The sequence below is a fragment of the Kitasatospora sp. NPDC057198 genome (assembly GCF_042670125.1).
Lineage (GTDB): Bacteria > Actinomycetota > Actinomycetes > Streptomycetales > Streptomycetaceae > Kitasatospora.
Genome location: NZ_JBHUWH010000357.1, coordinates 1 through 8,322 on the forward strand (window position 1 = coordinate 1; position 8,322 = coordinate 8,322).

Below are 8,322 nucleotides of genomic sequence, written 5' to 3' on the forward strand. Positions count from 1 at the left end.
GCCCCGGACCGCAGGGGTCCGGGGCCGTCCGCCGCTCAGCGCCTCAGCGCCTCAGCGCCTCGTCAGGTGATGTCGTCGTCGATCTGGTCGCGGCGCGCGGCCGGGACCGGCGCGGACGCCTCCACCGACTCGACCCCGCCGACCGACTCGGCACCCGCCACCGACTCGACCGACAGGTCGACCGCGGATGCCTCCTCGTCGCCGAGCCCGGCGTCGGGATTGCGGGCGGCCTTGCGCTTGTCGTTCAGCAGCGCGATGCCCACCGCCAGGAAGTACAGCGCCCAGATCGGCGCGGCCAGCGCCAGCATCGACACCGGGTCGGTGGACGGGGTGGCGAAGGCCGCGAACACCGTGATGCCCATGACCATCGCGCGCCACCAGCTGAGCATCCGCCTGCCGGTGAGCACCCCGATCAGGTTGAGCATCACCAGGAACAGCGGCAGCTCGAAGCCCGCGCCGAACACCAGCACCATGCGGGTGATCAGGTCGAGGTAGGTCTCCACCGGCACGATCGACTTGACGCCGTCCGCGACGAAGCCGATCAGCATCTCCGCGGTCAGCGGCATGATCACGTACGCGAGCACCGCACCGGCCAGGAACAGCGGGGTGCCGACCGCGAGGAACGCCACCGAGTAGCGCTTCTCGTGCTGGTGCAGGCCCGGCGAGACGAACTTCCACAGCTGGTACAGCCAGACCGGGGTCGCGGCCACCGCGCCGGCCGTGAGGCTGACCTTCAACATGACCGTGAACGGCGTGGTCAGGCCGATGTTGGAGACCTCGGCGCAGTGCTTCAGCCCTTCCGGCAGCGAGCCGTCCGGGTTGCACGCGGGCAGCGGTCTGATCAGGAAGTCCAGCAGCGCCTTGTGGTAGAAGAGCGCGACGATCGTGAAGACGATGATCGCCAGCAGCGACTTGACCAACCGGTTGCGCAGTTCGCGGAGATGGTCGGCGAGCGCCATCCGCCCCTCAGGGTCCTTGGCCGCTTTGGTCGTCTTGCTCAACCCGGTCCTCGAATCGTGCGCTCGTCGTAGTCGGAGTGGTGCGGGAGCCCGACCTGGGTGTTCAGGTGCCGGGGGTTCGGCCGGCCCGGTCGGTGCGGGAGGCTCCGGGGGCGGCCTTGACCACCCGGTCCGGTTCGGCGGCGGGCCGCGCGGGCGGTGCCGCGGGCGCGGCGCCCTCGCGGCCGGAGTCGAACTCCTGGCGCAGCGCCCTGCCCTCGCTCTTGAGGATCCGCAGGGAGCGTCCGAGCGCCCGTGCCGCGTCCGGCAGCCGCTTGCCGCCGAACAGCAGCACCGCGAACGCCGTGACCAGCAGCAGCGAGCCGGGCGACAGCAGTCTCATCTCCGGGCACCGCCTTCCTCGTCCGGGAGGCAGGGCTCCCCCTCTGCGGGCGATGGTAGCCGCTCGGGGTGTCGCGGCGGGAACCCGGTACCCAACGATCGGGTACCGGTCGGCGCGGCCGCAGCAGGTCAGTTGGCGCCGCTCGCCCGCCGCAGCGCGCTGACCGCGCCGTCCACCTCGCGGGCCAGCGCCCGGGCGTCCAGCCACAGCCGCAGCGCGAGCCCGCCGAGCACCAGCAGGCCCGCGGTGGACAGCAGGACGGCCCCGACCAGGGTCCAGTTCACGTGCGGGCCCTCCCCGGTCCGTCCACCGGCAGCAGCCGCATGGTGTGCACGCCGGCCTCGGTGAGCGCGGCGACGATCTTCTCCCCGGCGATCTTGCGGACGACCGCTCCGCAGGCCGGGCAGGTGAAGCTGTAGAAGGTGCGCTCCCGGCTGGCGCCGAGGGCCAGCCGGAACCCGTCGGCCGGCAGCTCGACCTTCTCCCGGCACTGCGAGCAGTACACCTTGAATCTGGTGCCTTCGGTCACGTGGTTCAGACCTGTCCGTCCCGGTAGTGCTCCAGCGCGGCCAGCGCGGCGGTGCGGGCCTGTTCGGCGAGCTTGGCGGGGGCGGTGATCCGGCCGTCCCGGCCCAGGCGCAGCGCGAGGGTGCGCAGCCCGGCCGGCTCGGCGGAGCGCAGGGTGATCCGCAGGCCGCCGTCGGGGAGTTCCTCGGCGCTGTCGTGGGTGTAGTACTCGGCGACCCAGCGGCCGCCGGGGCCGACCTCGACCACCACCTGCGGGTCGTCGGCGGTGGGGGCGACCAGCCCGGCGGACAGGTCGCGGGGCTGGAGCCGGGGCGGGTTGGCGGGTTCGTCCAGCACCTTGATCTCGGCGATCCGGTCGAGCCGGAAGGTGCGCCGGTCCTCGGAGGTGCGGCACCAGCCCTCGAGGTAGGTGTGGCCCTCGGTGACCAGCCGGATCGGGTCGACCTCGCGCTCGGTCAGCTCGCCGCGGCCGTGCGACCAGTAGCGCAGCCAGATCAGCCGGCCCTCGCTGAGCGCGCGGTCGATGTCGGCGAAGACGGTGCCCTCGGCCTCGAAGGTGACGCCGATCCGGGCGGCGGACTCGGCGTTCTCGCCCGCCGCGTCCTCGATCTTGGAGACCGCCCGGGTGAGCGCCTGCCGGTCGCGCTCGCGCAGCCCGGGGAGCCCGGCGACGGCGCGGGCGGCGACCAGCAGCGCGGTGGCCTCGTCGGCGGCCAGCCGCAGCGGCTGGGCGACGTCGTCCACGTTGTGCCACCAGATCCGCTCGCCGTCGGTGTCGATGTCGAGCAGGTCGCCGCCGCGGAAGGACGTCCCGCACATCGGCAGCACGTTGAGGTCGCCGATCAGCTCCCGCTCGGTGATCCCGAACGCCCGCGCCACCTCGGCCACCTCGGCCCCGGGCCGCTCGCGCAGGTAGGTGACCAGCGACAGCATCCGCCGCGTCTGGTCGATAGCGTTGCTCATGCCTGAACCTCCGCGGGACCGGCGACGGCGCGCAGCCGGTCGATGACGTCGGCCCGCAGGTCCTCGGGGCCGATCACGATGACGTCGGGGCCGTACTCGGCCAGGTCGGCGCCCAGGCCGTTGCCGTGCGGGATGTCCAGCTCGTCCCACTCGGCGTCCACCGGACGGGTCTCCAGCGCGCGCTGGCGCAGCGGGTAGGCGGCGCCGGAGCGGATCCGCACGGTGGCCGCGGAGGTCGCGCCCTCGCCGGCGAACCGGGCCACCACGGCCCGGACGTCCACGTGCTCGGGCACCTCGCCGGTGAACGCGCCCGCCCGGGAGCGGACCTTGCCGGTGATCCGGGAGAGCCGGAAGACCCGGGCCGAGCCGCGGTCGCGGTCGTAGCCGGCCAGGTACCAGTGGCCGCGCCAGCACTCCAGCGCCCAGGGTTCGACCGAGCGCGGTTCGGCGCTGGCGGCGCCGGCCTTGCGGTAGTCGAAGGTGACCGGGCGCCGGTCGCGGGCGGCGGTGAGCAGCGGCTCGAACGCGGCCTCCCGGCCGGGGATCCGCGGCTCCAGCGCGCCGTGCTCGCGGTCCTCGGCGAACGGGACGCCCGCGGCGCGCAGCTTCTGCAGCGCCCCGCTGGCGGCCCCGGACATCTTGGCCTGTTGCCAGACCCGGGCGGCCAGCGCCAGCGCGGCGGCCTCCTCGGCGTCCAGGGCGATCTCCGGGAGGCGGTTGCGGTCGCGGCGGGCGAGGTAGCCGATCTCGCCGTCGAGCGCGTTCTCGTCCACGTCGATGACCAGTCCGAGTTCCCTCAGGTCGTCCTTGTCGCGCTCGAACATCCGGTTGAAGGCGTCCTCGGAGCCCTGTTGCCAGGCCTCCCGGTACGCCTCGACGGACTCGCGCAGCTCTTTCTTGGAGAGCGGACGCCGGGTGTTCATCAGGCACAGGGCGAGGTTCATCAGCCGCTCTGCCTTGGCGATCGCCATCGCTGACCCTTCCTCCGATCGGGGGTGACCCGCCTGACCGTACCGGTACGGACGCGTCCAGAGAAAGCCGAACCCCCGGCTCCTGGTGGAACCGGGGGTTTCGGTGGTACGCCCGGGGTCGGACGCCCGTGCGTCCGAGGTCAGACGCCCAGCAGGTCCACCACGAAGATCAGGGTGGAGCCGGCCGGGATGAGCGGGCTCGGCGACTGGTTGCCGTAGGCCAGGTGCGGCGGGATGACCAGCTCGCGGCGGCCGCCGACGCGCATGCCCTCGACACCCTGGTCCCAGCCCTTGATGACCCGGCCCCCGCCCAGCGGGAACCTGAAGGTCTGGCCGCGGTTCCAGGAGGCGTCGAACTCCTCGCCGGAGGCGAAGGTGACACCCACGTAGTGGACCTCGACGACCGCGCCGGCCTTGGCCTCGGCGCCGTCGCCGACCACGATGTCGCGGATCTGGAGCTCGCTCGGGGCGTCGCCGCCCGGGAAGTCGATCTCCGGCTTGGTCAGGCTCACGTTTGCTCTTCTCGTTCGGTTGCGTGAACGGGACTCATCCTAGGCGCACCGCGGTGCGCCCACCGTCAGCCGCCGGCGCCCGCGTCCAGGATGTCCACCACGAACACCAGGGTGGAGTTGGCCGGGATGCTGCCGCTGGCCTGGTCCTTGTAGCCCAGCGAGGCGGGGATGACCAGCTCGACCCGGCTGCCGACGGTCTGGCCGACGATGCCCTGGTCCCAGCCCTCGATGACCTGGCCGCCGCCGGTGGTGAAGGTGAACGCCTCGCCGCGGTCGAGCGAGGAGTCGAACTTCGTGCCGTCCTTGTACAGCGCGCCGGTGTACTGGACCAGCACCTTCTCGCCGGTGGTGATCTTGTGGCCCTTGCCCTGGATCAGCACGTGGCTCTTCAGCTCGGTCGGGTCCGCGGCGCCCTTGACCGGGGTGATCTCGGCGGGCTTGTTGCCGTTGTCCTTGACCTGCGGGAAGTCCGCGGGCGGCGGGGTCACGTCACCGGAGACCACCGCGTTCGGGGCGTTGGACTGCCGGATGTCCAGCACGAACACCAGGCTGTCGGTGCCGCTGATGCCCAGCTGGGAACTGCCCTGCTTGCCGAACCCGGCGGCGGGCGGGGCGACCACCAGCAGGCGGCTGCCGGCCTTGTGGCCCTCGACCACGCTGTCCACTGCGGCGATCAGCGACCCGGCGCCGGCCTGGAACAGCTGCGGCTTGGGGTTGTCCCCCTCGTAGGAGCCGTCGATCGCCTTGCCGGTCTGCCAGTCCACGCCGTTGAAGTCGACCGAGACCCAGTCGTTCTTCGCGACCTTCGGGCCGCTGCCCTCGGACAGCACCTTGACCACGAACGTCCCGTCGGGGGCTTCCTTGGGCAGGGTGATGGTGGCCTTGGAGCCGAACTCGCCGGAGACCGTGGGCAGCACCTTGGCGTTGTCCTTGATCGGCGGCACCGGCTCCGGGGCCTCCGTCTCCGAGGAGGCGGCCGGGTCGGGGGTGGGGCTGACCGCCGCCGAGTCCGACTTGGCCGCGGGCGTGCTGCCGCCGTCCTTGTTGACGTAGTACAGCGTCACGCCGGCGGCGATCAGCAGGACCGCGACGACCGAGCCGAGGATGACGCCGAGCCGGCCCACCCCGCCCGGGTCCTGGTCGTACCCGGCCTCGGAGAGCGGGACCTTGCGCTGGTTGGACGCGAAGACCTGCGGCGCCTGCTCGGCCTTGGCGTCGGGGCCGACCGGGTTGGTGGGCGGCGCCCAGCCGGCCTGGGTCAGGATCTCCGCGGGGACGACGATCGACTCGCGGTCCACGACGGGCTTGTTCCCCGTGTTGTCGGCCTCGCCCGGGCTCGACGCTTTCTCAGACATGACTCCCCATTCGACTCGCCCGACGACGCGTGTACCACTGGTGCGGGGCAGCAGTATGTCAGGTCGGCATGAGAGCCGTTCAGCCCGGTCGGCGCCCCGCTGTCAGGCGGTTCTCAGACGGCTTCCAGGATGTCGATCACGAACACCAGGGTGGAGTTCGCCGGGATCGACCCGCTGGCCTGGTCGCCGTAGCCCAGCGAGGGCGGCACCACCAGCATCACCCGGCTGCCGACGTTCTTGCCGACCAGCCCCTGGTCCCAGCCCTTGATCAGGCTGCCGGTGCCGACCTGGAGGGCCTGCGCGCCGCCGTGGTTCCACGAGGAGTCGAACTGCTTGCCGTCCGCCCAGGTCACCCCGGTGTACTGGACCAGCAGCGTCTGCCCGCTCTGCACCTGGGGGCCGGTGCCCTTGACCAGCACGTACTGCTGCAGGTCGGCGGGCGGCTGCTCGCCGGAGGGGACGGTGATCGTCGGCGCGGCCTTGCCGTTGTCCTTCACCTGCGGGGCGTTCGCGGGCGGCTGGGTGAGGTCCCCGGGGATGGTGGTGTCCGGCGCGACGGAGTTCACCACGTCCAGCACGAACACCACGGTGTCGTCCTTGCCGACGCCCAGCGCGGTCGAGCCCTGGCTGCCGAACCCGGCGGCGGGCGGGGCCACCACCAGCACCCGGGAGCCGACCTTCTGGCCGACCACGCTCCGGTCGAAGGCGGGCACCAGCTGCCCGCTGCCCGCCTGGTACAGCTGCGGCTTGGCGCCGGAGTCGTAGGAGCTGGACAGGTCCTTGCCGCTGGTCCAGTCCTTGACGGTGTAGTTGACCGTCACCCAGTCGTCCTTCTTGACCTCCGGCCCGGAGCCCTCGCTCACGGTGCTCACCACGAACTGGCCGCTCGGCTGCCCGGAGGGCAGCGTGATCGTCGCCTTCGAGCCGGGCTCGCCGCTGACGGTCGGCATCGGCGAGGCGGACGCCACCGGGCTGGGCACCTGGGCGGCGGAGGCCGAGGAGGCCGGGGGCGTCGTCGCGGCGGACTTCCCCGAGCCGCCCGAACTACTGCATCCGGCGATCAGCGCGACGGTCAGGGGGACGGTGAGCAGGCAGGCGGTTCGACGCATGACGTCAGCCTATGACCCGATTCGTCCGGCCCGTCGGAGGCGCTCGGCGCGCCCCCGACGGACCGTCACGGCCGGCCGGTCACATCCCGGCGATCAGCTTCTCCACCCGCTCGTCGACCGAGCGGAACGGGTCCTTGCACAGCACGGTGCGCTGCGCCTGGTCGTTCAGCTTGAGGTGCACCCAGTCGACGGTGAAGTCGCGGCGCTGCTCCTGGGCGCGCCGGATGAAGTCGCCGCGCAGCCGGGCCCGGGTGGTCTGCGGGGGCACCGACTTGCCCTGGAAGGTCAGCAGGTCGGTGGTGACCCGCTGGGCCTGGCCGTTCTTCTGCAGCAGGTAGAACAGGCCGCGGCGGCGGTGGATGTCGTGGTAGGCCAGGTCGATCTGGGCCACCCGCGGGTTGGACATGGTCATCTGGTGCTTGGCCCGGTACTTCTCGATCAGCTGGTACTTCATGATCCAGTCGATCTCGGTGCCGACCTTGGCCAGGTCCTCGCTGCGCACCGCCTCCAGGGTGCGGCCCCACAGGTCCAGCACCCGGGCCACGGTGCCCTCGTTGAGGCCCTTGCGGTCGGCGAACTCCAGCGCCTTGGTGTAGTACTCCTCCTGGATCTCCAGGGCGGACGCCTCCCGGCCGTTGGCGAGGCGGACCTGGTGGGTGCCGGTCAGGTCGTGGCTGACCTCGCGGATCGCCCGGATCGGGTTCTCCAGCGTCAGGTCGCGCATCACCACGCCGGCCTCGATCAGCCGCAGCACCAGGTCGGTGGCGCCGACCTTGAGCAGCGTGGTGGTCTCCGACATGTTGGAGTCGCCGACGATCACGTGCAGCCGCCGGTAGCGCTCGGCGTCGGCGTGCGGCTCGTCCCGGGTGTTGATGATCGGGCGGGAGCGGGTGGTCGCCGAGCTGACGCCCTCCCAGATGTGCTCGGCGCGCTGGCTGACGCAGTAGACCGCGCCGCGCGGGGTCTGCAGCACCTTGCCGGCCCCGCAGATCAGCTGCCGGGTGACCAGGAACGGGATCAGCACGTCCGCCAGCCGGGAGAACTCGCCGTGCCGGGCCACCAGGTAGTTCTCGTGGCAGCCGTAGGAGTTGCCGGCCGAGTCGGTGTTGTTCTTGAACAGGTAGACGTCCCCGGCGATGCCCTCCTCGTGCAGCCGCCGCTCGGCGTCCACCAGCAGGCCCTCGAGGATCCGCTCGCCGGACTTGTCGTGGGTGACCAGCTCGGTGACGTCGTCGCACTCGGGGGTCGCGTACTCGGGGTGGGAGCCGACGTCGAGGTAGAGGCGGGCGCCGTTCTTCAGGAAGACGTTGCTGCTGCGGCCCCAGGAGACGACCCGGCGGAAGAGGTAGCGGGCCACCTCGTCCGGCGACAGCCGGCGCTGGCCCCGGAAGGTGCAGGTGACGCCGTACTCGTTCTCGATCCCGAAAATTCGACGGTCCATGTGCGACTCTTCTCTGTTCGAAGCTCGGTGGAACCCCTCGGTGGCGGTGGGTGGACCGTCGGGGGGGCCGCCCGCCACGCCCGGGCCCCCCGAACCGGAAAA

Annotated in this window: 10 protein-coding genes; all 10 read right to left on the reverse strand. The window is 71.9% G+C overall.

Annotated features, from left to right (window positions below):
* Nucleotides 1-62 precede the first annotated feature (62 nt).
* The 10 genes from tatC to pafA all read right to left on the reverse strand — a co-directional run bounded on the left by tatC (nucleotide 63) and on the right by pafA (nucleotide 8,220).
* Nucleotides 63-1,001, reverse strand: a complete 939-nt coding sequence (tatC, locus tag ACFUEL_RS29790; protein WP_380239879.1) for a twin-arginine translocase subunit TatC — start codon at nucleotides 999-1,001, stop codon at nucleotides 63-65.
* A 61-nt stretch (nucleotides 1,002-1,062) separates the two neighbouring features.
* Nucleotides 1,063-1,341, reverse strand: coding sequence for a twin-arginine translocase TatA/TatE family subunit (locus tag ACFUEL_RS29795; protein ID WP_380239880.1), 279 nt, complete (start codon nucleotides 1,339-1,341; stop codon nucleotides 1,063-1,065).
* 128 nt (nucleotides 1,342-1,469) lie between these two features.
* On the reverse strand, nucleotides 1,470-1,625 hold the full coding sequence (locus tag ACFUEL_RS29800; RefSeq protein ID WP_380239881.1) for a hypothetical protein: 156 nt from the start codon (nucleotides 1,623-1,625) through the stop codon (nucleotides 1,470-1,472).
* Complete coding sequence (locus ACFUEL_RS29805; RefSeq protein WP_380239882.1) at nucleotides 1,622-1,870, reverse strand: hypothetical protein; 249 nt, start codon at nucleotides 1,868-1,870, stop codon at nucleotides 1,622-1,624. Before ACFUEL_RS29805 ends, ACFUEL_RS29800 begins: the two co-directional genes overlap by 4 nt.
* 5 nt (nucleotides 1,871-1,875) lie before the next feature.
* Nucleotides 1,876-2,832, reverse strand: coding sequence for a helix-turn-helix transcriptional regulator (locus ACFUEL_RS29810; protein ID WP_380239883.1), 957 nt, complete (start codon nucleotides 2,830-2,832; stop codon nucleotides 1,876-1,878).
* Entirely contained in the window at nucleotides 2,829-3,803 is a 975-nt protein-coding gene (locus ACFUEL_RS29815) for a helix-turn-helix transcriptional regulator (protein ID WP_380239884.1), read from the reverse strand. The genes ACFUEL_RS29810 and ACFUEL_RS29815 overlap by 4 nt, the downstream gene beginning before the upstream one ends.
* Nucleotides 3,804-3,943: 140 nt before the next feature.
* Complete coding sequence (locus ACFUEL_RS29820; RefSeq protein ID WP_380239885.1) at nucleotides 3,944-4,315, reverse strand: FKBP-type peptidyl-prolyl cis-trans isomerase; 372 nt, start codon at nucleotides 4,313-4,315, stop codon at nucleotides 3,944-3,946.
* A gap of 65 nt (nucleotides 4,316-4,380) precedes the next feature.
* Nucleotides 4,381-5,670, reverse strand: a complete 1,290-nt coding sequence (locus tag ACFUEL_RS29825; RefSeq protein WP_380239886.1) for an FKBP-type peptidyl-prolyl cis-trans isomerase — start codon at nucleotides 5,668-5,670, stop codon at nucleotides 4,381-4,383.
* 113 nt (nucleotides 5,671-5,783) lie between these two features.
* Entirely contained in the window at nucleotides 5,784-6,779 is a 996-nt protein-coding gene (locus ACFUEL_RS29830; RefSeq protein ID WP_380239887.1) for an FKBP-type peptidyl-prolyl cis-trans isomerase, read from the reverse strand.
* A 79-nt stretch (nucleotides 6,780-6,858) separates the two neighbouring features.
* Nucleotides 6,859-8,220, reverse strand: a complete 1,362-nt coding sequence (gene pafA, locus ACFUEL_RS29835) for a Pup--protein ligase (RefSeq protein ID WP_030458364.1) — start codon at nucleotides 8,218-8,220, stop codon at nucleotides 6,859-6,861.
* Nucleotides 8,221-8,322: the final 102 nt, after the last annotated feature.